We start from the raw sequence: 26729 nt of genomic DNA, 5'->3' as shown, positions 1-26729 counted from the left end.
TGGAAATTTTCACAAAAAAATTATATTTGGAAAAATTAATTTCCAATATGAAAAACATATTCATCGCCTTTATTTTAGGACTTAGTAGCGTTACTTATTCTCAAACAGACTATTCTTTTGTATATGACAGCGAGGCCTTTTTAAAAGAAGGTATCCACCTCTATGAAGAAGGAAAATATCAAGATGCTATTAAAGCGTTTGATAAGATTGTAAAAAATGACCCTAAATTTTATAGTGCTCAATATGAAAAAGCTTTGGCTCTTTCTGCTAGCGAAGACAAAGAAGCTGCAAAAGCATTTTATGAAGAAGCCTACAACAAAGGCTACATGAAAGAAGAACCTGAATTTTACATGGCCTATGGAAGCTTTTTGAGCGACCAAAAAGACTATGAAAAATCAGAAAAAATGTTTTTAGAATCTCTAAAGACATTCCCCAATTCGAGTACATTATTTTATAATTTAGCATTACTGTATGTTCGCAAAGAAGAGCGACAAAAAAGCGTAGATTATCTTGAAAAAGCAATTACAATAAATCCAAATCATGTCGGTTCTCATTACCTTTTAGGTTTGATTGCTCTTGAAGATGGTCGCGTAACCGAAGGTTCATTAGCCCTACTCGCCTATCTTACACTTGTTAGCGAAGGCAAAGGCTGTGAAAATGCAATCTTAAAGCTAAATGCTAAATTCGCTGAAAATTACCTCGAAAAAAGCAAACTCGTTTTCTCCAAATCAGGTGATAATTTTGAAGAAATCGATGTCATCTTGCGTAATTCACTGCCTCTAAAAAGTGCGTACAAAATCAATTCTACAATTGATGATGTCATCACTCGCCAAGTACAGGCAATTGCAGAATATGCCGTTGACCATAAAATGGAGAACGGTTTTTTTGAAACAACTTACATTCCATTTCTTGCCGATATTATAAAGAAAAAACAGTTCGAAGGTTTTTCCTATCATATATTATTAGGCATGAAAGACCAGCTAGGTAAAAAACTTAGTTCACAGAATAAAAAGATCACAGCTTTTTATGAAAATTATATTTCTAAAGATTTTTGGCAGGTATTTGCAAAACGCAATGTTGATTTATTTGGCAAACAAGAACAAGTGGTGATCTATCTAGAAAATGGCAAGCCCTATCTTTTAGGCAAAGAAGAAAACGGAAAAAAAGTTGGCAAATATAAAGTTCTCAATAGCAGCGGAAACATGGTCAGTGAGCTTAATCTAGTTAATGACCAATTAGATGGCTTACAAAAATACTACGATAATAAAGGTCGTTTGACAGAAGAAAAGAACTATTCTAAAGGCAAGGCTGAGGGTAAAAGAACCAAATATTATGAAAATGGTAATATTGAGTTCGTAGAAAATTATAAAAATGATATGCTAGAAGGAATCAGCACCTCCTATTATATTAATGGTGGAAAAAACTGTGAAGTAAATTTTGTCAATAATGAGCGTGATGGGGCTCTTATTTGTCTGTACGAAAACGGGACAAAGAAAAGTGAAATTAATTACTCAAAAGGCAAGCTACATGGCAACTATATACAGTATGATAATGTTGGAAATATATCGAGTACTTACCCTTATACAATGGAAAAAATTGACGGTAAGGTCTATGAATACTATAATGGAAAGGTTTTAAAGTCTGAAATTGAATATAAAGCAGGTACAATTTCATCGCCTTATAAAAGTTATTTTGCAAACGGAACACTTAAGGAAGAAACCACTTATGTAAATAACAATCCTGCCAAAGCTATAATTAATCTTGCTAATGGGAAAAAATCCTATGAAACGCTTTATGACAAAGAAGGATATGTAGCCACCAATAATTATTATAATGGCAATGATGCTCCTTATTTCCAAGAAACCTTAAAACGAGGAGAAATAAAATCTGCCTTACAATTTGAACCTGGAAAACCAAAGCCAACAGAAGTACCTGTAAGCAAAGGAACTTATGTTATGAAAAGCCTAGAAGGTTCTGTATTAACGAAAGGCAATTATGAAAAAGGAATAAAAAAAGGCGAGTGGAATTACTTTTATACTACCGGTGCTTTGAACACGCAAGAAAGTTATGAAAACGGAACACGAACCGGTCTTGCACGTACTTTTAATCCTGATACGCGCCCTTCGTCTGTCTTCAATTATGTTAATGATACTATTTCGGGCGTGTATGAAAGTTTTGAAAATGGCAGGCTCGCGAATGTTTATCACTATAAAAATGGCGAATTAAATGGCCTTCATAAGTCCTTTTATCCTGATGGGAGTATTTTGTCAGAAAATTTCTATAGCGATGGTACGTTATATAAAAGCTTTAATTATTGGCAAAATGGCACTATCAACCTTATGACAAGGTATATAAATAATACTCCAGTCAAAATGGAATCGTACAGCACCGAAGGTAAAAAACTAAATGAAGTTGATTATACCAATAAAAATGGTAAAATGACCACCCTTTACAATAATGGTATAGAAATACATGAATATACACTAACAAACGGCTTATTTGAAGGAAAATATCTTGTAAAAGACAAGAACGGCAAGACAAGGTCAGAAAGCAGTTTTACCAATGGTATCAGAAATGGCAAATCAGCTGTTTATGGTCCAACTGGAGGACTTCAAGTTGAAAGGAATTATTACGCTGGAAAGCCAGACGGAATCTCCAAATACTATGATATTGCTGGAAATTTGAGAATGTCAGACAATTATATTTTAGGCAATAATACGGGACTATTAACGCGTTATTTCCATAATAAAGGAAAATTCTTAGAATACAACCAACTTGATGGCGACATTGAAGGCGAAGCCAAATACTACAATCAAAAAGGCGATAACATTCTCATCCTAGGCTATCAAAATAATGCATTGGTCTATTATATAAAACTTGACAAAGACGGAAAGCTGACTGAAAAAACGCCTATCGCTGCTCAGACAGCCAAAATAATTTCGTCATATCCAAACGGAAAAACTGCCATTGAAATTAATTTTGTGAAAGGCAATATTGATGGCAAACTCGTAGTTAATAATCAAGAAGGCAAACCTGAATTTGAGGCCAATTATGACATGGATCTTTTATCAGGACCGAGAATAGAATACTATCCTAACGGAAAAATCTATAAAAAAGAAAATTTTAAAAATTCTTATTTCGAAGGAGTACAAGAGTTTTTTAAAGAAGACGGCAAGCCTTTACTGACGGCAGAATATAAAAACGATGAATTGCATGGACTATGCAAAATTTATACTAATGGAGTTGTTTCTCAAACCCAACGTTATGATTCAGACGAACTTATTGAAATTACTAAGTAATAAACCTGTTGTTCTATTCTTATGTCTTTTTGCCCTGCAGGCCAAGGCACAAGAAAAAGCCCCGCTGTTTTTAGAATACAAAAAAAAGTACGGAGACATTAATGAGCTCATCATAAGCAATAAGAGTTCGTATGATATTTTTGTTGAAAATAAAAAGTTGCGCGTCTTGCAAGATAATTATTATGAGTCGATGATTCTTTCTGAAAACGGCATCCTAAATAATCAAGAAAACTTTTCTTATTCTGAACTCGTAAAACTGAATCAGTATGAAGCCTATTCTATTATCAATGATAAGGGTAAAGACCGTAAGATTAAAGTAACACAAACAAATGAAAAGCAGGCAAGGCAAAATTCTGTCTTTTACAATGACGTAAAAGAAAGACAGCTTATTTTCCCCAACCTTGAAGCCGGTGCCAAAAAAGTATATAGCGTACAGACTGAGTTTGTCGATCCCTTTCTATTGCAGAGTTTTGTGTTTGGAGACAATTTTCCGATACTAAATTCAACCTTTGAAGTGCGTACTGACAAAGACATCAACATAGGCTATCGCATTTTCAACGATCCTACAAATAGCATCGAATTTTCTAAATCTGAAAAGAAAGGCAAATACATTTACAGTTGGACATTAAAAGATGTAAAAGCCGTAAAAATGGAACCTAATAATCCTGGCTTTCGCTATTTTATACCGCATATCAATGTATACGTAAAAGATTATACCATCGATAAAAATAAAATCAATGTGCTCGATAATACCGAAAAGCTCTATGATTATTATAAATCGTTTATAAAAAACTTAAATAAGACCGAAGACGACGATCTCAAAACTCTTTCAACGGAACTGACTACAGGACTGACATCAGATGCTGAAAAAATCAAAAAAATATTCTATTGGGTAAAAGACAATATCAAATACATTGCTTTCGAAAATGGTTACGAAGGTTTTATACCGCGTGAAGCCAGCCTAATCTATAAACGCAAATTTGGCGATTGCAAAGACATGGCAAGCATTCTTTCTTCGATGGCTAGTTATGCCGGAATAAAAGATGTCACCGTTTCATGGATCGGAACACGAGAAATACCTTATTCGTACGAACAACTTTCAACTCCTGCTGTCGACAACCATATGATTGCGGTATACAACGATAATGGTAACTATGTTTTTTTGGATGCTACCGATCGTGAAACACGCTACGGACTACCGACATCATTTATCCAAGGAAAAGAAGCGCTGTTGAGCAATGGTGATACCTATAAAATAATAACAGTTCCTGTAGTTCCTGCAGAAAACAATGAGACTTTTGAGACTCTCAAACTCAGTTTAGACAAAGAAAAAATTATAGGCACAGGAACAGTAGGCTATAACGGATTTTCAAGAAGCAGCATATTGGCGCAAATAGGAGACGCTTCAAACAAGACTCGTTTTGAAATGATTAAAAGCTTAGTGCTAAAGGGAAATAATAAATTTCATCTCAAAGAATATACAGAAGCCAATGTTTCAGACCGGGATAAGCCTTACCAGATTAATTTCAATTTTGACTTGGCCGATTATGCAATACAAGTAGACAAAGAACTCTATATCAATCTTTTTCTAGACCGCATGTATGAGAAACTTACATTAGAGCCAGATCGTACAACTGCATTTGATCTTGAATATCTGGCTGCTTATAACGGTCGTTATGATTTGGAATTGCCAAAAAACTATACGGTCAAATACCTTCCAGAAAATTCCAGTTTTGATAATGCTCTTATGAAATTCGACTGCCAGTACGCCAATAAAGCAGGACTTGTTTCTTTAGAAGTAAAGATAAAATTGAAAAAAATATTGCTTGAGCAGTCCGATTTTGCCTTATGGAACGAGACGATCAAAAAACTAAAAAACACCTATACACAAACTTTAATACTTACCGAAAAATGATTTTAAAACTTAGAATAAAACCCCTCCTATTATTCTTTATTTTCTGTGGTTCCTATGGATATGCACAAGACTTTTCCTTTAAGAACTATACTTGGGATGAAAAACAAACTAAAGAAGAGATTCCTGCCAAATACAAGGATGAAAAAGAAGCCATACTCGAACGAAATACCAAAGTAGAATTTATTTCTGAAAAAGGTAAAGCAATCCAATACTATCTTTTGCACGAGAAAAGATATATCAATAGCGATGATGCTGTAGAACGAAACAATAAAATCTATATCCCTTTTGGATCCAACGAAAGCGTACTTACGACGAAAGCGCGCGTTATTCTAAAAAATGGTAAGGTAATAGAACTGAACAGTAAAGATGTAAAAGAAGAAACCGATGAAGAAAGAGGCGTCAACTTTAAGTATTTTGCTGTCAATGGTCTTGAAAAAGGGGCTGTCATCGAAAAGATATTTATTTTGGAAGAACTTCCAGAAATTAAAGGAAATACTGTAAAAATGCAGGATGAATATCCGATCGCAAAAAACACCTTTCAACTGATCTATCCTGACCATTTGGTGTTTCGTACTAAAGGTTATAATGGTCTTTCCGAACCTGTCATTGAAAAAAAACTGCCAAGGGAAAACTTTACAACTTTAACCATTAATGAAATCAATACTCCTGCATTGGATGACAATGAAAATTATTCGAACTGGAATAGCAACATTAAGCGATTCCGCTACAAGCTAGATGAAAATCTAGCAAATGGTGCAAAGAATCTTTACAATTTCAAAGAGTTTTCTACAAACTTATACGAAAGATTTCATCCGCAATATGATAAAAAAGAACAAAAGGCTATAGATGAATTTTGTAAAAGCATCACCAAATCCAAAGACATACAAGAGCAAGTTTGGAATATCGAGAACAAAATCAAGAAAACCATAAACTACAGCCGTTATATTGATAGCCAAGAAACGCTGCAGGATATCATTAAATCAAAACAAGCCAATCAAAGTGATATTTTGAGGTTCTACATTGCCGTATTTGACAAAATGGGCGTAGAAACAAATCTTGTATTTACGTCAAATCGTTATAAGGTTCCTTTTGATAAAGATTTTGAAAGCTATGAAAATCTGGATGAGATTTTGTTTTACTTTCCAGCAATCAAAAAATTCATGACACCTACTGAAATTGAGTACAGAATCCCGCTAATACCAAGTGTATTGGCTGGTACAAATGGACTTTTCATAAAAGAAAAAGCCTTTGCTGGGACAAAAATGGGAATTGGTGAAATTAGCACCATTGACATTCCTAGTGTAGAAATTACCCATGACATAATGGAAATTACGGTAGACTTCACAAAAGATATCGAAAATCCGATCGTAACTGATAATATTCAATTTGGCGGCTATTCTGCCTTCAATTTTCAACCCATCAAAGATTTTGCCTCTCCAGAACAATATAAAACCGTCCTGAAAAGCATTGCAGAAAATTATACTGTTGAAACAGAATACAAAACACTAACGACTGAAAATGACGGAGTAGACAATATTGGCAAAAAACCATTCGTGTTGAAAGTAACATTTGAAGGAAAAGACCTGATTCGAAAAGCTGGAGATAACTACCTATTTTCTGTCGGACAAACCATTGGAAAACAGATGGAACTTTATCAAGAAAACAAACGTATGCTTCCTGTAGAAATAGATTATCCACATGCTTATACCCGCAAGATCAAAATCCTGCTTCCTGAGGGAATCACCGTAAAAAATTTAGACAAATTCAATATGAATTATACTGCTGATGTAAACGGCAAAACCGAAGCTGCTTTTGTAAGCAAGTATGAGAAAAAAGGAAATGAGATTGTTGTAGAGAATACAGAATATTACAACATTCTTCATTATCCTCTTGAAAACTTTGAAGCGTATCGAACCGTAATCAATGCTGCTGCCGACTTCAATAAAATTGTGATTATTCTAAATAAACAATAGACATAAAAAATCCGGACAATGTTCCGGATTTTTATTTTTAAATAGGTTCGAAAACTTATTTATTCAAATAAGCATCAATAATATCAAATCGCATTACATTCAGATCAACGGCATCGGTATTTGACAAAAAGATAAAGGTCAATCCTTTATCAATAAGATGAACCCAATTGGAATGGAAACCATAACCTCCTCCTTGCCTTTCGGCCAAAAGAGTTTCTATTTTCCCAAACTTTTTAGGATAGACCCAAAAGCCTAATGCTGTCTCGTCTAAGTTGCTATAAGGAGTCAGCATCAAATCAACTGTTTCTTTTTTCAATAAAGTATGATTGAAAATTGCTTGGTCAAAAAGCAACATATCTTCTGGCGTCGAATACATAGCACCTGCCGAATACAGGTTGTCAATATAATAGTTGGTCGGACTATAAAATTTTTGCGCTAAAGAATCGTCATAAGAATACCCTTCGGCCATGCCTTTTATGATATCGATATGATGCAGATAATCGGTATGCTGCATTTTTAACGGTACTAGTATTTTTTCCCGTAGCATTTCTTCATACGATTTACCGCTTACTTTTTCGATAATTTTCCCTAACAGTATGTAATCACCATTACTATAGTCGAATTTAGTTCCTGGTGGGTTGATCAATTTTCCTGAACAATATTTTTCAATAAAAGTATCTAGTCCCCAGATGTTGTTGCTATACACATCTAAGAAATCTCTCATTTCATGTAAGTCCCTACCGCTACTGTACGTCAGCAAATTTTTAATTGTAATTTTATCCCTTCCTTCTCCTTTATATTCAGGATAATAAGTCGAAATTGTCGCATCAAGATTTATTTTCTTTTCTTCATACAGTTTCATAATCAAAGCGGCCGTAAACGTTTTTGTAACCGAAAAGATATGAAATCTCGATGCTTCCGAAAACTTAATATCATAATGTCTATTCGCAATTCCGGTATATTTCAGATACTCTATTTTTCCGTCTTTTGCAATCAATACGGCTCCATTAAAACCTTTTTGAATATAGGAATCCATTACTGTAGCAATCTTTTTTGTTTGCCCGATTATCAAATGAAACGTAAAAAGAAGAAAAAAGACAGAAAACTTTTTCATAAAGTAGAATTAGAAGTGAGGAGGTCGGTAAAAAATCATTACAAATATAACTTTTAAACCATCACACAAAGTTGCTAAGTTTGTAAATAGAAAATTTGAATCACGTCTTCTTTTTTGCACGAGTGCTGTATTACATTTGTCAAATCCTACATAACATTCTAGAAATTCTATTAGAAAATAGTGTTTTCTATATAGCAATTCATAAATCCTATCAGGAAAAAGCAGTTTCTGTGTAGCATTTCTCAGTTTCTATATAGCAATTCATAAATCCTATTAGAAAAGAGTAATTTCTGTATGGAATCTGTCAGTTTCTGTTGGCAATTCAGAAATCCTATCAGGGAAAAAGTAGTTTCTATATACCATCTCTTCTTTTATTTTGGTATACACTTTCAGACAGTTATTATATTTTACCTTTTTGCTTACTTGAGAAAGCTAATTTCGTAGTTTTGCTCTTTCAATCCGAAACATTCCATGAGACTCAAATCCATCAATATACCTCCTATTCCTGCCGTTCTCATGGCAATCATAAGCGTGCAGTCTGGAGCAGCTATCGCAAAAAGTCTTTTTCCGACTATTGGAGCTCCGGGAACGGCTTCATTAAGGATTGGCATCTCGGCAATTATCTTGCTGGCTGTGTATCGACCTAACTTGCGCAAAATTACGCTCGATCAATGGAAATTCGTACTTCCTTATGGTCTGTGCCTTGGAGCCATGAATTTGGTCTTTTATTTTGCTATAGAAAAAATTCCGATCGGGTTGGCAGTAACATTAGAATTTATCGGTCCTTTAATGGTCGCTGTCTTAGGCTCAAAACGTATTGTTGATTTCTTGTGGGTATTGCTTGCAGCAGCTGGCATCATTTTAATCGCGCCTTGGACTACTAATGGAGTTGATATTTTAGGAGCCTCGCTTGCCTTATTGGCTGGTGCGTTTTGGGCAGCCTATATCGTATTGGGCGGAAAAATTTCGGCTATAATGAAAGGCGGCGATGCCGTAGCAACTGGAATGCTCTTCGCAGCCCTGCTTGTTGTTCCTTTCGGAATTTTTGGAGAAGGGCTAAACAATCTTACTCCTCAGCTTTTGGGCATGGGCATCGCTCTTGCGTTATTGTCTAGCGCTATTCCGTTTACGTTAGAAATGAAGGCTCTGGGTCAGCTCCCTGCACGTACCTTCAGCATCTTGATGAGTTTAGAACCCGCCGCGGCTTCTATCTGTGCTTTTATATTTTTGCAGGAATATTTGTCTTTCAATGAAATTTTGGCTGTGGCTTTTGTAGTTACGGCATCGGCTGGCTCAACGATTACATCTAGGCGTTAGTCTATTCGTATTTTCTTTTTACAAACCAGATATCTTCAAGGCTTAAATTCAAAGTAAACAGATGGTAATTTTCATGGATAAGCGAATTCGACATTTGTCCTCGCTGGCCATAGCTATACGAAACATTTATAAACGTATTGGTCCTGTAATCTAAAGGAATGCCTAATCCAGATGTTACTGCAAACCCAGACACTTTATTTCCATCAATAGAAAGATAGCCCGTATCATAATTGCCGCCCAGCCTATACGTTATTTTCTGCAAAAGATTATTTTTTGTTTCGCTAGTATATTCCAGTCCGGCAGCAATAACATCTTGGTCGGTAAATTGCCCGATATTATCTTCCATATCAGTAGCCGACCATTGCGATCGAGTATAATCCGCATTTAGCGTGAGGGTTTTTCCTAACTGTGCTTTGATGCCTATATTCAAGGTCAGCGGCAATTTAAAATCGGCTATGCTTTCCGAATCTTCTTTTACAACCGATTCAGAGTCTTCTACTAGTTTTAGTATCCTGTAGTCTTTAGTGCCGTTCAAAGCTGTTGGAAGGCCGATAACACTCGAAATCGTAATCTTTTTGTTGATGTCATACTGCATTCCTATAGCCGCTTTTAGTCCCATATAATAATTTTTATCGTCCATCATTAAATAGTCTTCATTCAGCTTGGTAATCTCTACTTCAGAAATTTTCCCGAAATGATAGCTGAGGCTTGCCCCAATCCGCAGTTTTTCTGAAAAGCTTCTTCCGTAATTCAATTTGATTTCATTGAGCCCGCCGCTTCCTTTTATGTTGCTGAAATAGGATTCTGTAGAACCTTCAACGGTATTTTCAATTCCCATCAAATTATAGCCTACATCGGAATAAGGCGAAAGCGAAAGACCGATTCCCGATCGGCTGTCGAGCTGAAAGGCAAAAGCCAGGCTGGAGAAACTTACCGTGGTTACTTTTGTATCGTCAATTTCATTTGTAAATGTGTTCATTTCTGCTTTTGCTCCAACATCAAAAAGAAACGAGTTTTTCTTGATTGTGGCTAACGAAGCCGGATTCAAGTTGTTTATTTCTCTTTCGGAACTGAGTGCCGTTCCGCTTTTTCCTAGCGCATTTGTTTTTCCGGTGTTGGCATCATTAAAGCGTCCCAATCCGAAAAGGGAATAAGGCGAACTGGTCTGGTTGTTGGTTTGTGCGGATAAGGAACAGGCAGAAATAAATGCTGAAAGCAGTAAAAAAGTAGATCTATTTGTCATAAGTTGCATAAATTACTTTTAGGTTAGAAGAATATTCTGGATTGTGTTCGCCATTTAAGACCATCCTATTTCCATATTGAGAGCTGTATGGCAGGACGAGCAGCCCATATTCTAGATAATTGCCTTCATTGATTATCTTCTGCAAAAAAACATCTACCGGCAAAATCAAGAAGACCTCATTAAATTCTTTGTCTTGTTTTGCTACCGATGCCTTGATTTTTTTTCCTTTTGAATCGATGTACTCATTGATAATATTGTTATTGCCATCCACCACAAAAACTTGCAAAGAATCGGATAAGTAGAGCTTGTTAGTATAGTAGGCCTGACTTAGCTTGATTTTCATTTTTGCATTAAACACATGCCCTTTGCCACCATTTATCTGTGAAATCGTCCGAATATGGGGAAACCTGACTTTAGCAGCAATACCTGCACCACCCTGTAGAAAACTTAGGTTGTCTAAAGCTGTGGAAGAAAGCGATTTATTTTGAGGCAGCAAGCCTGACAACGGGGTGCCGCTTCTGTCGCCTATAATTTGGTTAAAAGATTTAGCGCCTGTATCCTTGCTATCAAATTCCAACTGCAAAAAAGTTTTCTTGTCATTGGGCTGGTCTGGCTTTGAATAATACATCCGAATAAAGCTATTGGCGCCTTTGAAAGCTATCAAGGAAGCATTTTCATCTGCACCCGGAAAGAGCTTTAGTCCTTTAAAAAATTCTTTCAAATCTTCATCGGTTCTTATAGTGCCACCCCTGAACTTATCAAAAAGGTCTTTCCCAAACACTGGGTCGAGTTTTAGGGTAAGCGAATCTTTGCTAATTCTAGGGTTGAATGTCTTGCTTGCTAAAATCGGGCTAAAGGTGGGAACTTCGGAAGTATTATAAAATGCCGTCTGCTGTGGCCCTAATTTTAATTCTTTGGATAATTTCTGAACCAAAACGGTTTTGGGCCTTAAGGTATCGCCATAAAAATAGCCATCGTATTTAAGGCTCAATACAATACTGTCAAAAACTGCTTCTTCAGAAATTGTGTAGGTTTTCGGAATAAAGGTCATAAATGCTGAAGATGTTACTTTTCCAAAAACAGGATCCGTATATTGCCCGATCAGCAGCTTATTCCCTCCCGAAGTAATGACGCTGTCTAGTTTTATGGTAGACATCTCAACAGTAAAAGTGTCAATGCTGATAAACCTCACATCGCTTTCGGCAAAATCTTTATCAACAATAAATGTCTTGTCTAGGCTGTCTGCGCTGCATGAAATCAAAAGTATCGATAGTCCTATCAGCAACAATGCAACAATGCTTTTTTTCATTCGTATAAATTTTTAGGATACGAATGTAGCAGTGATCCAATTCAGCAATTTTAAATTATATATGGAATGCGCAAAATTGCAGTCATATAGCGTATTTCTAAATACGGATTCGTTTTTTTAAAATCTGTAGGCTATAACTCAAAAACTATAGTATAAAATGGCCTGATGGTATATTTCAGTTTTTGGGAAAGCAAATAAAAAATAGGTTTGAGGCAAATTATCAATCATGCACAGACACATTGCTGCCCTTTTGTTGGCATGTCACGGGATTACTTATTCGCAAGAAAGTTCAGGTTCAATACAATATGAGTACAGTATGATTTATAATACGGATGCTGCGTCGCTAAACAAACATTTTGCTGCCTTTGGTTTAGAGCAAGGACAGTTTACGTACGGCGCTTCATTTAAAAAATTTGAAATCGATTATGGCAAAGATAATGATGGGGCTTATTTCAATGAATTGCAATCCATCCAGTCAGTCAAATTTGCGATGGGCTATGCTCATGAGTTCAATAAGAATTGGGACTTGCTAGCCACATTTGAGCCCGAGTTGAATTCAAACTTCAAGAATACGATAACATTTGACGATATCTATCCTACATTTTCTCTAGCTGTTACAAGAAAAATAGAAGGAGACCATCCCTCCTATACTATTTTGGGAGTGTCCTTTTCTTCGTTATTTGGAAAGCCGCGATGGCTGCCGGTAGTCAGCTACCAAAAATTCATCAGCAAGAATGCTAGTTTTACAATTGGCCTTCCGGAAACCAATTTCCAGTATATGTTATCTCCAAAGAACAGTATAAAATCATCGCTTTTTGTGGATTCTTTCTATTCAAAAATCAGGAGCGACAAGCAAGACAATATTCCGAACATAAACGCTATAGAAATGAGGAGTTATAATGCCGGATTGGAATACAATTATGTATCAGATAACAATTGGATGGCCACACTACGGTCGGGTTATGCCTTTTCCAATCAGCTTGATCTTTTTCAGGAAAATAGACCAAAAACCGGCATCGATTTTAAGAATACGATATACATCACAATGGGTTTCAAATACAATCTAAATTTATAATACTTATGAGAATGAATTTTTTAAGCTCCAAAAAACTACTTTGCACAGGTCTATTAGGGACATTGTTTTTTTCTGCTGGTTGCAGTAAAGACGATGGCGAAAGCAGTATCGGCAATTGGCTGGAAAGCACCGTATTTAATGGTAGGCCAAGAAGTAGCGCAACTTCTTTTACGATTGGAAATAGCGCCTATGTAGGCACCGGATATGACGGCAGCAATTATCTTAATGATTTTTGGCAGTATGATATAGAAGGTAATTTCTGGGTACAAAAAGCGGATTTTCCAGGTGAAAAAAGAAGCTCTTCTGTCGCTTTTGCGATAGGAAACAACGGCTATCTAGGCACTGGATATAATGGAACTACGCAGCTGACCGACTTTTACAAATATGATACGCAAAATAATACGTGGACACCGATATCGAATTTCGGAAATGGTTTGCTGCGAAGAGGTGCCGTAGCTTTTAATTCGGCTACAGCTGGCTACGTCGGTTCTGGTTTTGATGGCGAAAATGACAAAAAAGATTTCTGGAAATACGATCCTGTTACAGACACATGGACGGAGCAATTTGGTTTTGGAGGTGCCAAACGCCGTGAGGGTACAACTTTTACGATCGGTACAAAGGTATATTTTGGAACTGGTTCTTCTAACGGAATCAACATCAAGGATTTTTGGGTATTTGATACAGCCACCGAAACATGGAAAAAACTTTCGGATCTGGATGCAAATGAAAAATACAACATAGCCCGTACGAATGCTGTCGGGTTTTCAATTGGTTCCTATGGCTATATAACTTCGGGAGGAACGACAAAAGATATTTGGGAATATAATCCTGCGAATGATACCTGGAGTACAAAAACAAACTTCGAAGCTGTTGCCCGTCAAGACGCTATCTCAATTTCGAATGGCGAAAGAGGCTTTGTGCTACTTGGAAAAAACGGTACTTTTTATTTTGATGATATGTATGAGTTCAAGCCTAATGATGCTCCGAATAGCGATGATTAATTTTTTGTTTGGTTTTTTTCAGCTAGATAAGGGGCTGTCCCATCATACGGCCCCGAATCTAAAATGGCTGAAAAAATCGCTTGGCTTTATTTTCCTAATTTCGCTATTCGCTTCTTGCCTAAGCAAAAAGGATAGCGAAATTGAAGGAATCGTATATAAGACCAAAAATGGTTTTGGATATAGGGTGATTGTACATGACCAGCTGCTGATCAATCAAGATTTTATTCCGGCAATACAAGAAAACGTCCCTTTTTGCGATAGTATTGAAGCGGCGGCGGCTTGCCATCTTGTAATCCAAAAAATAAAAAGAAATGAAATGCCTACATTGACGTTAAAAGATTTATCAACTCTAAAAATCAAAACCAAATGCTGATTAAAAGATATAGTATTTTTTCATTTAATTTTAGGCTCTTTCTGCTCCACATTTTTATCTGGCTTTTGTTTTTGGCCTTCCCTTTCAGTGATTTTTTTGCTGGTTATACGGACCTTAAAAGTTTTATTCCAAGGATATTACTACCGATTTCTCTTTTTTATATCAATTATTTCTTCTTGGTTCCAAAGCTTCTGCTTAAAAACCGCTTGGTACTCTATATTGTCACCACTCTTATATTGATAATCGCTTGTTCTATAACTATTTTTAAGATTGAGGTAATGTACTTTAGTCGGGTTATGCCTCTAACGCGGACATTTCAAACCATTCCGCCATCCCAAATAACGCCTAGGGCTGCTATGATTTCTATTCATAAAGAAAAAGCCGACACGGTATCCGTTTCTTCCCAGCCAGCAAGATTAAGTATTCCAAGAGCAGTCAGGGGCGTAAGAGCGGCACCAGCTCTTCCTTTTGATAATAATTATATATTCATGATCCACATGATGCTGCCCAACATTATTCTTTTTACGTTGTATCTTACGGTCAGTTCCATGTTTAAGATTTTTATTGAATGGAATGCCAGCTACAAGCGACAAAAAGAAGCCGAAATGGAGAAAAAGAATTCTGAGTTGAATTTTTTAAAAGCACAGCTGAACCCTCACTTTTTCTTTAATTCGCTCAATACGATCTTTTCTTTATCTATAAAAAAATCAGAGCAGACTCCTGTGGCTATCTTGAACCTGTCGGAATTGATGCGTTATATGCTTTATGAGACTAATAAAGATACCGTTCCTCTTGAAGAAGAAATCTTATATATCAAAAATTATATCGAGCTCCAAAAACTGCGACTGACTGAAAACGTTAACATTATCTTTGAAGTTGATTGTGATGAAACTTCTATCTTTATCCCGCCGCTGCTGTTTATTTCCTTTATTGAAAATGCGTTCAAGCATGGTATCGATCCGTCAAAAGAAAACGAAATTATTGTAAAGTTCAAGGTCCAAAAAAACGAAATAGACTTTTCTGTAATTAATGATATCAATAGGATTAAAAGCAATGGCGATTCCTTCGGTTTAGGAATTGAAAATACGGTCAAGAGAATAAACCTTTATTTTCCTGAGCGAAACGAATTGGAAACCTATGCCGATTCTGGAAAATTTTATGTAAAGCTAAAATTAAAACTGAATGAAGATTAGGACAGTTATTTTAGACGACGAGCCTCTGGCTATTGATGTCATAAAAAATTATTGCGATACGATGCCCGATATTGAGTTATTGGGATGTTTTACCAATCCGGTAGAAGCGATGAAGTTCGTCACTTCAAAAACTGTCGATCTTATATTCCTAGATATTGAAATGCCGCTCCTTACTGGAATTGAGTTTATTGATACGCTCAAAATCAGGCCGCAATTTATATTTACGACTGCCTATCCACAATTTGCTATCGATGGTTTTGAGCTTGAAGCATTAGATTATCTCGTCAAGCCCATAGCGTATACTCGATTTTTGAAATCGGTGAATAAGTTTACCTATCAGGCGTCAAAAAACGAAAACAAGAAACAGCCTTTAATTGTTCAAAAACAGGAACTTTCAGATAAATTTTTGTTCGTAAAATCCGATTATGAAAGCCTAAAAATTTTTATCGACGATATAAAATACATCGAAGGACTTAAAGACTACTTAAAAATCAACCTCAACAGCGGCAAATCTGTACTGACTCTTTCTAATTTCAAGAACCTATTGGAAAAACTGCCCGAGCAGAATTTCATGAGAGTTCACAATTCGTATATCGTCAATCTGCAATATATCAATTCGATTCAGCGAAACCGGATTATCATAGACCAAAAAAGAATCCCGATTAGTGAAACGTATAAGAAACTTTTCTTTGAGCGCATAAAACTATAATGCTTAACGTTCAATCAGTTCAGCATTTTCTAGTTCTTTCACGATCATTTCGTTGACGGCATTATTGATTTTCTTGCGAAGAAAAAGTCGATTCGCAATGCTAAACCAAAAATTATCCAGCAGGCCATTTGCAACCGATTCAATTCTTCGCAACATCAGTTTTTTGTATTTCTTCTCAAAATTATCAAGTCGGATTGTCGGATATACTGGATAATCCAATTTAGCATCGATGCCATACTTTTCTTTATCCGATTCGTTAGACCTAGCTTGGAGAACACGCATATCGGGTATGATTGGAAATAGTTTTGGACTGGCAGAATCACCTTGGACTTCGTTAAAATAAAATCTATCAAATGCAGCGGCATGAGGTATAACATTGAGCCTTTCGTCCATATCTTTTTCTAGCATTCCGAAATAATAGCGTAAAAAAGTCTGGCAGTTCAGCCTTCCCAAATAATAATCATGGTGCCTGAATGATTTATCAATAAATCCAGCAAAACCGCTAAAAGGTGCTGACGCAAGGTCGTTTTTAGCTCTGGTCAAAGTTCCTTGAATTCGAGTTTTCCGAACAGGTTCTATCAAAAATTTTGTTCGGTCGCTTAATTCCAAGGCATCCAATATCCCATCTTGATTAAACATTACCTGATTCCGCAAGGCTTTAAACATTCCTTTGGCAATAGAGATGATATCTCTCTCGGGGTTTGTTTTTTCAATCTCATTATCCTTATTCGGAAATGGATCGATCATAATGACGGCATACTTGTCTTGTATTACTTCTTCGGCACTTTTTTCTTTAAGAACTTTCAACGCAATAGCAAACGGCTCGTTATTGATAAGACCGCCATCTATCGAATTGAATTTGTATACGGTGTCTTCTTTTATCAGCGGATAAATGCCCGTTCTTTTTCCAAAAAGATATTTGGGATATCTCTCGACATATTTTTGCGAAATGGCTACTTCTCTTGACTTAAGTCCAATTGGAAAAGCGGCCGTACTCAATGTCGCATCTTTAAGATAGCCCATATCTTTGGGATTCTTCAGGTCGAGCACGTAATATAAATTTTCGCCTTCAGGAATTCCGGTAGGGTATTTACCATTGGCCAATTTATATCTGAAAAAACCCGCATGGCTCGTAATGACCGAACCACTTTTGTCGTTTCCGCCAAAATCAATCTTGAAATTGATGCCGCGCAAATTTGTAGTCGTGAGTATCAAATCTAAACTATCTGAAATATAGGGAGGAAACTCTCTTACTTTCTCAATGTGTAGCGCATTCTCTGCAATAGCGTCGATTGATTGCGAATTTAGCAGTGAGTCTGGTTTTTGATTTTTCTTTAGGTCGCCTGTTTCTAGCATTTTTTCGAAGGTCGTTGCTTTAGAATCATCGGCCATTTCTACCCAGCTTTGGTAATAGCGATTATTTTTTCCGAAAGGATTGTCTTTATTGACATATTGGTGATTTTCATCCACAACATTCAGCATGGTCAAAGAACCCGAGATACCTCCAGCAGACGCACCACTGATTACATCTATCTCGACATCATGCATCGGCACAGAAAAATCATACTCAGTATGATCGATGCCTAAATCTCTGTTCTTCTTTTTTGCCTTTTCCCACAGGTCTAATGTTTCTAACAGATAATCCATTACGCCGCCCGTAAAAGCTCCAGCAGATACGGCTCCAGCCATTGCAATACATATTTTAAATTTTTGGGACATATTTTATTTTTTTATTTACTTGTCGATTAATTTTTATGCTCGCAGTAGCCTTCCCACCATTCATCCAAAACTTTAAGAATCGGAACCAACTTAATTCCATGTTCAGATAATTTGTATTCGACTCGTGGCGGCGATTCGGCATAGACTTTTCTGCAGATGATTCCGTCACGTTCTAGTTCTCTTAATTGTAGCGTTAATGTCGTCTGGGTTACGTCTTCCATTTTTCGCTTTAGTTCTCCGAAGCGTTTCGGGCATTCTTGGCTGATGGCATTTATAAGCGGAACTTTCCACTTTCCGCCAATAACTTTGAATACATTTTTGATGGGACAATTATTTTCAGAAAAATCAAAATTTTCTTTGTTTTCAACCGATTGATAATCAGCATTAGTATCATTTTCCATACTTGGTATCGTTTTAGAAACTACTTGTGGGCGCTAGTAATCCGCCCTAATTTTATCCCATAAATGTAGTAAAAATTGTGTTATGGGCAGGAGTATTTCGAGGTGGTCACTTCTTGCATTGGTATCGACGGCTGTGTTTTTATCAGTAATTGATATTTTCGTGGTTAATGTGGCAATACCTTCAATCAAAGTAGGAATTAGAGGCACAGATACGGACATGCAATGGGTCATCGTCTTATATGTACTGGGTTATGCTTCCTTTTTAATTGCTGGCGGAAGAGCGGGCGATTATTTCGGAAAAAAGCCTGTGTTCGTAATAGGCATGGCTGCTTTTACACTTTCTTCTTTTTTGTGCGGACTGTCTCAGAATACAATCCAGCTGAATATTGGTCGGACTTTTCAAGGAATAAGCGCTGCTTTTATGGTACCGCAAGGTATCTCTTATATTCAGGTACTTTTCCAAGATCAAAAATCACGGACAAAAGCTTTGGGTATTTATGGCAGCATCGCTGGAGCTGCTTCGGTTATTGGCCAATTTTTAGGAGGCGTGCTTCCTGAAATCCATAGTTTTGTTGAAGGCTGGAGGCTATTGTTTTTAATCAATGTTCCGATTGGCATCATAGCAATCGGCTTGTCTATAAAATATCTCGAAAATACGGTCATAGTCAGAACTCAAAAATTTGACAGTTTGGGTGCCGCACTGCTGGTCTTGACTCTGGCTTGTTTTATTTATCCCATAGTGCAAGGGAGAGAATTGGGCTGGCCAATTTGGATATTTATCCTTTTTGGGCTCTCTATTTTAATTGCGTTGTTTTTCTTTTGGCAGCAGCGTAGAAGGCAGAATAAAGGAAAGCTCAGTCTTATTGACGTCAGTGTATTTAAGCATCGAGATTTTACGATCGGACTTTTCGCTTCTGTTTTTTATTTTATGGTTCAAGATTCTTATTTCTTGATTAACGTTGTACTTCTTCAGAACGGATTTGGCATCAACTCATTTGATACCGGATTGTATTTTGTATTCCAAGGAGTTGGATATGTGATTGCTTCCTTGCTATCGATACGGTTGATTACGCTGTATGGAAAATTCGTCCTAATTTTTGGTGTCATGTTGATGGTCGTATCCTTAATTTTTCACCTATGGCTTCTGGATGGATCAGCGGCTACTCGCCCATTTTTGCCCTTAGTCTTTTTTGTTTATGGAATCGGATGCGGAACCGTGCTTCCCTCTTTATTGACCGTTTCTTTACGAAATCTTCCTTCTTCCTTTGCGGGCATGGCTTCGGGGACGTATTCGACCTTTCAGCAGACAGCGATTGCTTTGGGAGTCGGTATCGTTGGGGGCATATTTTTTTATATTTTGAAAAATCCGCATAGAAAACTTGAAACGTATCTAGAAGCTTACAAAGCAGCTACAATTACGAACATAATTTTGTTGTTAATTGTGGCTGTCTTTTTGCTTTTTATTTCACATAAAAAAGCCAAATAGGGAAACTATAAGGCGTTTTCCTTTGCAAATTTCAACAGTTCAGCAAGGTTTCTGGCTTGACATTTATTCAGTAAGTTTCTTCTGTGAGTCTGTACGGTAAGGTAACTTAAGAATAAGGTGTCTGATATTTCTTGGGTAGATTTGCCGTCTGCCAATAACAATAAGATTTCTTTTTCCCTTCGGGTCAATCTGGGAACAGTTTTTAGGTCATGAATACTCGTCTTCTGAATAACTCCTTTCACTTCATTACTAAAAGCCAATTCGCCCTCGACTGCCTTATTTATGCAGTTCTTGAATTCATCTAGAGAAGCGCTTTTGAGCAGATAACCATTGGCTCCATTTTTTATCATCTGCATGACAATGCTGCGTTCTGCCTGGCTGCTCATTGCGAGTATGATAATTTTTGGATGGCTCTTTTTGATTTTCAGGCATAAGTCTATTCCGTTTATGTCGGGCAAGAAAACATCTAGAAGAATAATATCAATCTTGCCCAATCCACCATAGTCCAAAAGCATCGATCCTGTCTTGAAGATTCTGACGATTTCTACCTCTTTTGATTGCGAAAAAACAACCTGAAGTCCTTCACTGACTATAGGGTGGTCGTCAACAATTAATGTCTTATAGGGCTTTATCATTGTCATGTAAATTATAGGGACAGTTCGATATTGAAAACCGTGCCTCTTTCTTTCGATGAATCGATTTCTATTTTACCATTCAGCAGCTCGACTCTGTTTTTCAGATTTTTCAAGCCTTGTCCTTCAAAAACATCCATCTTGTTCGTATCGAATCCTATTCCGTTGTCTTCGACCGTAATAAAAAACCGCGATTGATTTTGACTGCAATCCACTAAAATCTCACTGCTTTTTGAATGTTTTAAAGCATTACTTAATAATTCTTGGACTATCCGATAAATCGTAATTTGCATACTTTCTGGAATGTCATCTTTGATAGCGTTGGCATGGAAATCAATCCTGACATTCTCTGTTTTCAACATATGACAGAGGTCGTTAAGCGCATGTTCAAGTCCTAATTTGAGCAGTGACTCGGGAATCAGATTATAAGAAACCTGTCGCAATTCGGTAATCGAATTAGTAAGCAAGGTATTCATATTGTCAATTTCGTTGAGGTCGACTTCAGAGGAACTATTCACTTTCATGAATCGCATCTTCAACGAAGATAGCATGCTTCCGATACCATCGTGAAGATCTCTTGCAATTCTTTTGCGTTCGCTTTCTTCACCTTTTATCATGGCCTGCATTACCTCTATTTCCTTTTGGTTTTTGAGAGCCGTCAGATTTTGTGTATAGTTTTTGGCATGCTCAATCGCTATCTTTTTTTGGTTTTTTGAATTTATCCATAAGAAGATTACCAATAAGAGTAACAGGACCGAAATAGCAACCAGCAATCCATAATATAACTTGTTGTTTTCAGCAATAAGTTTGTCTCGTTCGCGCTGCGCTTCTAGCTGGCTGATTTTTTTCTCATTTTCAGCCTTGTTGAATTTTGCTTCGAGCGCGGTTATCTTTTCTTTGGATTGTATTTCATTGAGACTGTCGTTGAGTGCGATATATCTCGAGCTATATTTATAGGCATTTTTAATATCTCCTAACTTTTCGAACGTCTGTGCCAGTTCTAAGCTATAGTTTTTTTCGTCTACAACAAAAGGATTACTGTTTTCTATCAGGTCGAGCAAAACGTTTTTGATATCCTCATGTCTATTCATTGCTTTAAATGGGAGGTGTTTGGCAAATTTCAGACGATTGGCCGAAAATACATCTTGATAAAGCATGCTATTGGCTATTCCTTTGTCGTAGCTTTTTAACGAGTTTTCAAATTGCTTTATCTTATAGAAATAATAACCTTCAGAAAAATAATAGCCACCATTCATATTGGACTTTGGGTATTTTTTTAATATTTCATAAGCTTTGTCCAATGATTTTTTAGCATCTACCAGCTTTTCAAGGTGCGTCATATTTTCGGAGTCTATGACATAGATTTCTACCTTAGTCTCTTTGTAGGTGTAAGATGACTTCGATGCTTTTTCAATATATTCTTTTGCTGATTTCAGGTAAGTTTCTGCTTTCGTCCTTTCTTCATTATTCATAAAAATAATGGCTACTGATTTGTACAGTCCGCTTAGTACTTCGTAATTGCCTCCTTTTTCGGCCAGCGGCATAGCTTCCTCTATCAAAATTCGCATCGCCTCTTTTTCGTTATTTTGGACTTGCTTGACTATGGATAGATTTCTCAGTATATATGCCCGTAATGAATACGAATCTTTTGTCTTGTATTTTTTGAGTTTCGTGTTGGCCAGACTCAATTGTTTTCCAAAATTATCAATATCACCTTTGCTCAAGTAAGGTATCGAGTTATAATAAACAGCTACATCTTTTAGAAAAGGATATTTGGGAGCAATCGTATTGGCAAGGGCAAGATATTCATCAGCCAGTTCGTTTTTTTTGCCTCTTCTGTACAAATCAGCGAGCCTAAAACTACTAATGCACTTGATACTATCAACACGAGTTGACTTAATAAGTTGCGTCAGGCTATCGGTATAGGATTTGTCATCATCAAGCGTATAAACCCTTTGAGGATATGCCTGCGAAACGAATAGTATAAACAGGAGTAATAATTTGTTTTTCATAGCAATACAAAAATATTAACTTTCACTACACTATCTGTTAAATATTCAACTTTATTGCCGAAAAATACCTGATATCAGGTATGAAATTACACCCGTTTTCAGGTATAGGAAGCCGTTAAGCATCAGAATAAATTTGTATTTCAAATCCTAATAAAAAATTAAAAATGAAAAAATCGATTTTAAAAACAGTTGGTATTGTTGTATTCGCAGTAGTGAGCATGGTATCATGCAGCAGTGATGATAGTGATGGCGGTAATGGCGGCGGAAGTATTGACGCAGCTGTAGGTACTTTTAAAGGTACATTTGAAGTTTTAGATGGCCCGAACGCAGGACAAGACTACTTTGACGCCACTTTAATTATTACTAAAGTTAGTAATACTGAATTGCGAATGACTCCTAAAAGCGGGGAAGCTTATTCTAATTTAACTCCAAAAACAATAAAAGTATATAATCTTGGTGGCGATATACTTGTAGATGGCGATGCGCCAGCTGGAACTTTTGCTTACAGAGCAAGTAGCAAAGCATTGCTGGCACTTACAAAACAACAAGCTGCTACAGATATCACTTTTACATTTTCGGGAACAAAACAATAATTCATACTTTTTTATTGGTTTATATTGGTACACCGGCTCTTGTATTATGAATTGTACAAGAGCCAAATTTTCAAAAGCAATACCTTAAAATAAGAGGGGGTTATTTTGAGAGTTAGTAAAATGCCCTTCCAAACGGAAGGGCATTTTTATTTTTTAGTACGAACAATTTCTACACATCATAAAACTCACCATCTACATAAAACCAAACTTCTTTTTCCTTTCTAAAAAAAGATTTTTCGTGATGCACATGTCCTTCGAGACGATTGTCTAAAAAGTAAGCTTTGAATTCAACAACATTTTCTGAAACATCCAAGATTTCGAGCCGAAGCCATTGGTTTGACTTCGACCATTCTAGAATAGCGGACTTGGAATGGTTCCTTCTTGTAGAAGCGTGTGTAGTGGCCATAAGATAATCAGCAGCTTGTACTGCGTATGCGCTATAACGGGAACGCATCAATTTCTCAGCCGTTGGAGCATTTTGGAATCCTTTTATAAATGGTTCGCAGCAATCTGCAAATCCTATTCCTGAGCCGCAATAACAATCAGACCTCATGCTTACTCGGCATTGATTTTTTGATGTAGCTGGTTCAGCAATACTTGATAGCGGCTTATTTCCAAAAGTTCCTCGTCTTCTTCGGCATGATCTAATAATTCATCTAGCGTTTCGCTAACTTCTCTCAGCTTGTTATTGGCTTCTCGATTTTGCTTGCTAGCTATCAGATCAATGATTTCTTGTACTTCTTTCTTTAGTTCTTCGTATACTTGACTGTTCATGTTATTCATTTTTGGCCTCATTTGAAGCATTAAATTTCTTGACAATTTCTTTCAGCTTGTTTTTTCTTAGCCGTTCCGCTTCTTGTTCTCTGGTTTTCTTCTGATCTACCTTTTTTTTATGATTCAATCGGTTTGTTTCGTTGCGTCTTCCCATATACTAAGGATTTTGGTATGCTTGCACAAAGATAGCAAATTCAATCAGACAGTATGTTGTCGCAAGCTCCCCTCTCTATTGTCTTTTTTACACACTGCAAAATCAGAATCATAGCCCTAATTTTGGTTAAAACAATTAAACAATGGAAAACAAGACAGAAAATTTTAGCACGGCTGCCCTAGCGAATGAAGCCAAAGAAACTTTTGACACTCTAGGCCAGCTATTGTCAACAATTGACGAAAATATTTGGGACAAGAGTCCTTCTGAAAAAAGCTGGTCGGTTGGCCAGGTTATGGAACACATCTTGAAAGCCAATACAGGCTTTGGAAACTTCATAACCGACAATGTAGTTGAAACAGACAGGCCTATCGACGAAAAAGTAGCCTTTCTGAAATCCGTTTTTCTAGATTTCAGTCTCAAGATGCAATCACCAGATTTTATCTGTCCCGTTGAAACCAAACATGACAAGCAGAAGCAGCTCAATGAACTTACGGCCTTGAAAAATGAAATTGTCTTGCTTATAAACAATTTAGATCTCTCCAAAACCTGCATGAATTTTGAATTGCCCACCTTTGGATACCTAACACGCTTAGAGTGGGTCAACTTTGCATTGTTTCATACACAAAGGCATACAGAACAAATCAGAAATATTCTTTTAAGCGTAAAAAACTAACCCATTCCCTAACCCAATTAAATCATGAAAAAACACAAAATTATTTTCTGGATCACGACAATTCTAATCTTTTTATTTGAAGGCGTAATGCCGGCGCTTACTTCGCAGACCGAATTAGCCAAAGAAGGCATGCGTCATCTCGGATATCCGGAATACTTCGGCATAATTCTTACTGTTTTCAAAGTACTGGGTGCACTAGTATTGATTATTCCGGCGGCACCAAAACGCCTGAAAGAATGGGCCTATGCTGGCTTTACTTTCGATTTTCTCGGCGCTTCTGCAAGCTATATAGCCGTAGAAGGATTTGGCTTTGCAGCTGTTTTTCCTCTTATTGTACTTGGAGTCCTTATGCTTTCTTACGTAAGCTATCATAAATTAAACTCGGGAGCTTTGGAATAACCCAAGCAGTTTTCGTAAATTTATAATCCAAAAAGTGGCGCATATATTTCTATGCGCTATTTTTGTGCTAAAGAACAAGCCTATGAACAATCCTTTTTCATTGAGAACGGTCAACGTTACCCGCTACATTGCGCCCTTGAGGGAAGGTGGCTCCCTTCCTGCCCTCGCAGATGCCGATGACGGTTTTAAATATGTACTGAAATTTAAAGGCGCGGGCCATGGCGTAAAAGCGTTAATTGCAGAACTGATTGGCGGGGAAATCGCTAGAGTATTAGGACTTCCTGTACCTGAATTAGTTTTTGCAAACCTTGATGAAGCTTTCGGGAGGACAGAAGCAGATGAAGAAATCCAAGATCTATTACAAGGAAGCCAAGGGCTCAATTTGGCGCTTCATTTTCTTTCGGGCGCCATCACTTTCGATCCAGTGGTTACAGAAGTGGATGCTGTCCTAGCTTCAAAAATAGTATGGCTTGATGCTTATATTACAAACGTAGATCGTACGTTTAAAAATACAAACATGCTGATCTGGCATAAAGAATTATGGCTGATAGACCACGGCGCTTGCTTGTATTTCCATCATTCATGGAATAACTGGGAAAGTAGTGCTAAAACACCCTTTGCACTAATCAAAGATCATGTTTTGTTGCCAAAAGCTTCTAATTTGGAAGAAATAGATAAAGAATTCCGATTGCTGCTCACTGAAGAAAAAATCCGTTCTATTGTAGAACTCATTCCAGAAGAATGGTTGCAGTGGGAGGGCTCCGACGAGACCCCAGATCAGATCAGGAATATTTATTCCAGCTTTTTGATTACCCGTTTAGCCAATTCAGAAATCTTTATAAAAGCTGCCCAAGATGCAAGACAAATACTTATATGAATATGCCGTGATTCGCATTGTGCCTAAGGTAGAACGCGAAGAATTTGTCAATACCGGAGTTATAGTATTCTGTAAAAAAGAGCAGTTTATCAAGATTTTGTATAAAATTGATGAGGCCAAACTGCGCCTCTTTTCTAACGAGCTTGATTTTGAACAGCTTGAGCAGAATCTTCAAGCTTTTGAAAAAATCGGCCGAGGCGTGCAAGATGGTGGCCCAATAGCCAAATTCGATGTCCCATCAAGATTTCGATGGATGACGGCCGTAAGGAGTTCTATCATCCAGACTTCAAGACCACATCCAGGCATGTGCACCAATCTGGAGGAAGTTACAGAGCGACTTTTTTCCGAGCTTGTTTTACCCTAATCAATTCAAAAACAACCACCTATAAAAAATTGTTTTTTCGTTACTGTTTTAATTTGACAAAGCGACCTATGGAATTGTTATGAATAGCTTCTAAATTAAATATTAATTTATATTTTAGTCACCA

Annotated in this window: 25 protein-coding genes; 15 read left to right on the top strand and 10 right to left on the bottom strand. The window is 36.9% G+C overall.

The features are described from left to right. The first annotated feature begins 47 nt into the window (after positions 1 to 47). Genes CLV94_RS16475 through CLV94_RS16465 form a run of 3 tightly spaced genes read left to right on the top strand, consistent with a single transcriptional unit; the run spans position 48 to position 7187 of the window. Positions 48 to 3299 (top strand): toxin-antitoxin system YwqK family antitoxin, encoded by a 3252-nt coding sequence (locus CLV94_RS16475; protein WP_147406651.1) that lies wholly within the window; start codon positions 48 to 50, stop codon positions 3297 to 3299. After that, positions 3265 to 5214, top strand: a complete 1950-nt coding sequence (locus tag CLV94_RS16470) for a DUF3857 domain-containing protein (RefSeq protein ID WP_170148824.1) — start codon at positions 3265 to 3267, stop codon at positions 5212 to 5214. The genes CLV94_RS16475 and CLV94_RS16470 overlap by 35 nt, the downstream gene beginning before the upstream one ends. Further along, positions 5211 to 7187 (top strand): DUF3857 domain-containing protein, encoded by a 1977-nt coding sequence (locus CLV94_RS16465; protein ID WP_170148823.1) that lies wholly within the window; start codon positions 5211 to 5213, stop codon positions 7185 to 7187. The genes CLV94_RS16470 and CLV94_RS16465 overlap by 4 nt, the downstream gene beginning before the upstream one ends. Positions 7188 to 7242: 55 nt before the next feature. On the opposite strand, the gene CLV94_RS16460 is transcribed toward CLV94_RS16465, so the two are convergent. Beyond that, positions 7243 to 8301, bottom strand: coding sequence for a serine hydrolase domain-containing protein (locus CLV94_RS16460; protein ID WP_121377607.1), 1059 nt, complete (start codon positions 8299 to 8301; stop codon positions 7243 to 7245). 471 nt (positions 8302 to 8772) lie between these two features. Here CLV94_RS16460 and CLV94_RS16455 point away from each other — a divergent pair, with 471 nt between their 5' ends. Then, complete coding sequence (locus CLV94_RS16455) at positions 8773 to 9618, top strand: EamA family transporter (RefSeq protein ID WP_121377606.1); 846 nt, start codon at positions 8773 to 8775, stop codon at positions 9616 to 9618. A 1-nt stretch (position 9619) separates the two neighbouring features. Here CLV94_RS16455 and CLV94_RS16450 read toward each other — a convergent pair whose 3' ends face one another. Both CLV94_RS16450 and CLV94_RS16445 read right to left on the bottom strand, forming a co-directional pair. Beyond that, on the bottom strand, positions 9620 to 10861 hold the full coding sequence (locus CLV94_RS16450) for an OmpP1/FadL family transporter (RefSeq protein ID WP_121377605.1): 1242 nt from the start codon (positions 10859 to 10861) through the stop codon (positions 9620 to 9622). Next, positions 10851 to 12170 (bottom strand): DUF4270 family protein, encoded by a 1320-nt coding sequence (locus CLV94_RS16445; protein WP_121377604.1) that lies wholly within the window; start codon positions 12168 to 12170, stop codon positions 10851 to 10853. The genes CLV94_RS16450 and CLV94_RS16445 overlap by 11 nt, the downstream gene beginning before the upstream one ends. A gap of 226 nt (positions 12171 to 12396) precedes the next feature. On the opposite strand from CLV94_RS16445, the gene CLV94_RS16440 reads away from it, so the two are divergent. The 5 genes from CLV94_RS16440 to CLV94_RS16420 all read left to right on the top strand — a co-directional run bounded on the left by CLV94_RS16440 (position 12397) and on the right by CLV94_RS16420 (position 16521). After that, positions 12397 to 13245, top strand: a complete 849-nt coding sequence (locus CLV94_RS16440; protein WP_147406650.1) for a DUF6268 family outer membrane beta-barrel protein — start codon at positions 12397 to 12399, stop codon at positions 13243 to 13245. 11 nt (positions 13246 to 13256) lie between these two features. Continuing rightward, the gene (locus tag CLV94_RS16435) at positions 13257 to 14246 is read left to right on the top strand and encodes a Kelch repeat-containing protein (RefSeq protein WP_245982643.1); all 990 of its coding nucleotides are present in this window, start codon (positions 13257 to 13259) and stop codon (positions 14244 to 14246) included. Continuing rightward, the gene (locus tag CLV94_RS16430; RefSeq protein WP_170148822.1) at positions 14206 to 14619 is read left to right on the top strand and encodes a DUF4907 domain-containing protein; all 414 of its coding nucleotides are present in this window, start codon (positions 14206 to 14208) and stop codon (positions 14617 to 14619) included. Before CLV94_RS16435 ends, CLV94_RS16430 begins: the two co-directional genes overlap by 41 nt. Before the next feature lie 356 nt (positions 14620 to 14975). Beyond that, entirely contained in the window at positions 14976 to 15812 is an 837-nt protein-coding gene (locus CLV94_RS16425) for a sensor histidine kinase (protein WP_170148821.1), read from the top strand. After that, positions 15802 to 16521: a LytR/AlgR family response regulator transcription factor gene (locus CLV94_RS16420; RefSeq protein ID WP_220477612.1), complete on the top strand. Its 720-nt coding sequence runs from the start codon at positions 15802 to 15804 to the stop codon at positions 16519 to 16521. The genes CLV94_RS16425 and CLV94_RS16420 overlap by 11 nt, the downstream gene beginning before the upstream one ends. A gap of 3 nt (positions 16522 to 16524) precedes the next feature. On the opposite strand, the gene CLV94_RS16415 is transcribed toward CLV94_RS16420, so the two are convergent. Further along, positions 16525 to 18240, bottom strand: coding sequence for a patatin-like phospholipase family protein (locus tag CLV94_RS16415; RefSeq protein WP_147406649.1), 1716 nt, complete (start codon positions 18238 to 18240; stop codon positions 16525 to 16527). 26 nt (positions 18241 to 18266) lie between these two features. Further along, positions 18267 to 18641, bottom strand: coding sequence for a winged helix-turn-helix transcriptional regulator (locus CLV94_RS16410; RefSeq protein WP_121377598.1), 375 nt, complete (start codon positions 18639 to 18641; stop codon positions 18267 to 18269). Positions 18642 to 18723: 82 nt separating this feature from the next. Here CLV94_RS16410 and CLV94_RS16405 point away from each other — a divergent pair, with 82 nt between their 5' ends. Continuing rightward, the gene (locus CLV94_RS16405) at positions 18724 to 20127 is read left to right on the top strand and encodes an MFS transporter (RefSeq protein ID WP_121377597.1); all 1404 of its coding nucleotides are present in this window, start codon (positions 18724 to 18726) and stop codon (positions 20125 to 20127) included. Between the two features lie 5 nt (positions 20128 to 20132). Here the strand turns inward: CLV94_RS16405 and CLV94_RS16400 are convergent, their stop codons facing one another. Then, a complete protein-coding gene (locus CLV94_RS16400; protein WP_121377634.1) occupies positions 20133 to 20762 on the bottom strand; it encodes a response regulator in 630 nt (209 codons plus the stop codon). An 11-nt stretch (positions 20763 to 20773) separates the two neighbouring features. Further along, positions 20774 to 22771 (bottom strand): sensor histidine kinase, encoded by a 1998-nt coding sequence (locus CLV94_RS16395; protein WP_121377596.1) that lies wholly within the window; start codon positions 22769 to 22771, stop codon positions 20774 to 20776. Between the two features lie 164 nt (positions 22772 to 22935). On the opposite strand from CLV94_RS16395, the gene CLV94_RS16390 reads away from it, so the two are divergent. Then, positions 22936 to 23364, top strand: coding sequence for a hypothetical protein (locus tag CLV94_RS16390; RefSeq protein ID WP_121377595.1), 429 nt, complete (start codon positions 22936 to 22938; stop codon positions 23362 to 23364). 169 nt (positions 23365 to 23533) lie between these two features. Here CLV94_RS16390 and CLV94_RS16385 read toward each other — a convergent pair whose 3' ends face one another. From CLV94_RS16385 to CLV94_RS17080, 3 genes are read right to left on the bottom strand one after another with little or no spacing between them, the layout of a single operon-like run. Next, on the bottom strand, positions 23534 to 23917 hold the full coding sequence (locus CLV94_RS16385) for a YchJ family protein (protein WP_121377594.1): 384 nt from the start codon (positions 23915 to 23917) through the stop codon (positions 23534 to 23536). Positions 23918 to 23919: 2 nt separating this feature from the next. Further along, positions 23920 to 24138 carry a hypothetical protein gene (locus CLV94_RS16380; protein WP_121377633.1) on the bottom strand — a complete coding sequence of 73 codons (219 nt, stop codon included), beginning with the start codon at positions 24136 to 24138 and terminating at the stop codon, positions 23920 to 23922. Position 24139: 1 nt separating this feature from the next. Beyond that, entirely contained in the window at positions 24140 to 24292 is a 153-nt protein-coding gene (locus tag CLV94_RS17080) for a hypothetical protein (protein WP_170148820.1), read from the bottom strand. A 142-nt stretch (positions 24293 to 24434) separates the two neighbouring features. Here CLV94_RS17080 and CLV94_RS16375 point away from each other — a divergent pair, with 142 nt between their 5' ends. The 4 genes from CLV94_RS16375 (at position 24435) to CLV94_RS16360 (ending at position 26605) form a co-directional block, all read left to right on the top strand. Next, on the top strand, positions 24435 to 24965 hold the full coding sequence (locus CLV94_RS16375) for a DinB family protein (RefSeq protein ID WP_121377593.1): 531 nt from the start codon (positions 24435 to 24437) through the stop codon (positions 24963 to 24965). Between the two features lie 24 nt (positions 24966 to 24989). Continuing rightward, positions 24990 to 25364: a DoxX family protein gene (locus tag CLV94_RS16370; protein ID WP_121377592.1), complete on the top strand. Its 375-nt coding sequence runs from the start codon at positions 24990 to 24992 to the stop codon at positions 25362 to 25364. 82 nt (positions 25365 to 25446) lie between these two features. Beyond that, positions 25447 to 26241, top strand: a complete 795-nt coding sequence (locus CLV94_RS16365; RefSeq protein WP_121377591.1) for a HipA family kinase — start codon at positions 25447 to 25449, stop codon at positions 26239 to 26241. Continuing rightward, positions 26219 to 26605, top strand: coding sequence for a DUF3037 domain-containing protein (locus CLV94_RS16360; protein WP_121377590.1), 387 nt, complete (start codon positions 26219 to 26221; stop codon positions 26603 to 26605). Before CLV94_RS16365 ends, CLV94_RS16360 begins: the two co-directional genes overlap by 23 nt. Positions 26606 to 26729 lie beyond the last annotated feature (124 nt).

Source organism: Flavobacterium endophyticum (assembly GCF_003634455.1).
GTDB classification, from domain to species: domain Bacteria; phylum Bacteroidota; class Bacteroidia; order Flavobacteriales; family Flavobacteriaceae; genus Flavobacterium; species Flavobacterium endophyticum.
This window is presented reverse-complemented; position numbering and strand designations above follow the sequence as displayed.